Below are 1,175 nucleotides of genomic sequence, written 5' to 3' on the forward strand. Positions count from 1 at the left end.
CCGTGACGCTGGGCGGCGTCACGGTTTGGTCAATGCCGATGCCTTTGAGTACCACATTATTGGGGCCGTCGGTAATCACAATCACCTTCACCCCTGCGGCCATGCGCTCGGCGAGCCACGCCTCCTTTGGGTGGTCGCCGCGCAGGTAGTCCAGCTCTTCGAGAGATACTTTCACCAGCTCGGCGCTGTCGATCAGCTCGGTGACCAGCCAAGTATCCGCAGCGCCCTCTGCCCATAGGTTGTGGCGCAGGTTGGCGTCCACGCTCACAAGGCAGCCTGCGCGCTTGGCCATGGCGGCAATCGCGAGAGTGGTCTCGGCAATTTCGGGGTCGGTCAGGCTGTTGCTGCACAGGTGAACGATGGCGGGCTGCTCGAACACGCCGTGGGGAAGGTGTTCCAAGCGGTAGAGCAGGTCGGCGGCCGGTGGGCGGTAGAAATCGAAGGTGCGCTCGCCGCTGCTGTCGCGGGAAACAAACGCCAGCGCCGTGCGCGCCTCTTTGGTGAGCACCACGCCCTGGGTATCTACACCGTGGCTTTTCAGCTCACGAATTAGAAAGTGCCCAAAGGTATCGTCACCTACCATGCCCAAAAACTGGCTGGGCACGTTGAGCCGCGCGCAGGCCACCGCCACGTTGGCGGGCGCGCCGCCAGCGTAGGGGGTAAAGGTTTCCGGCCCTGTGTTATCGCCCAAGCGGCTCGAAAGCATATCAATCAAGGCTTCACCGAAAGCAATCACCGGCGTCATAGGTCTTTCCTTGTCATTATTAGCATTAATGTTGAGTGGGCGTACTAAGCGACGCAGTGGCCGCGGGCGGCCTCCAACAGTTCATACCAGGCTTCTCTGGGCAGCGTTTCCGGGCCGTTCAGCATATCGGCGATACGCTCTGGTTTCACGCTGCCTACCACCGGTGCCGGGCGGCCGGGCAGGGTGCGCAGCCATGCCAGCGCCAGCGCGCCGGGGGTGCTGTTAAGCTCGCCTGCTAAACGGTTCAATACGCGGCTCACCTCGCCCTGCATCAGTTGGCCGCCCGCCAGCGGGGACCACGCCATGGGCGCATGGCTATCGGCACCCAGGTCGTCAAAGCTGCCGTCAAACAGCGGCGCGCTATGGGCAATGGAGAGTTCGATCTGATTGGCCTGAAGCGGGTGATGCATATGGCGTTGCAGCCTGCGCC

1 protein-coding gene and 1 pseudogene are annotated in these 1,175 nt (G+C 62.6%); both read right to left on the bottom strand.

The annotated features are described in order from the left end of the window. The coding region (locus BIS10_RS18825) for a carbohydrate kinase (RefSeq protein WP_253507829.1) at nucleotides 1–745 on the bottom strand (745 nt) is incomplete at its 3' end. 44 nt (nucleotides 746–789) lie between these two features. After that, a pseudogene (locus BIS10_RS18830) lies at nucleotides 790–1,175 on the bottom strand (aldo/keto reductase); the annotation flags it as partial.

Origin of the sequence: Halomonas sp. 707B3 (assembly GCF_024158645.1) — a bacterium.
In the GTDB taxonomy this organism is placed as follows: domain Bacteria; phylum Pseudomonadota; class Gammaproteobacteria; order Pseudomonadales; family Halomonadaceae; genus Vreelandella; species Vreelandella lionensis.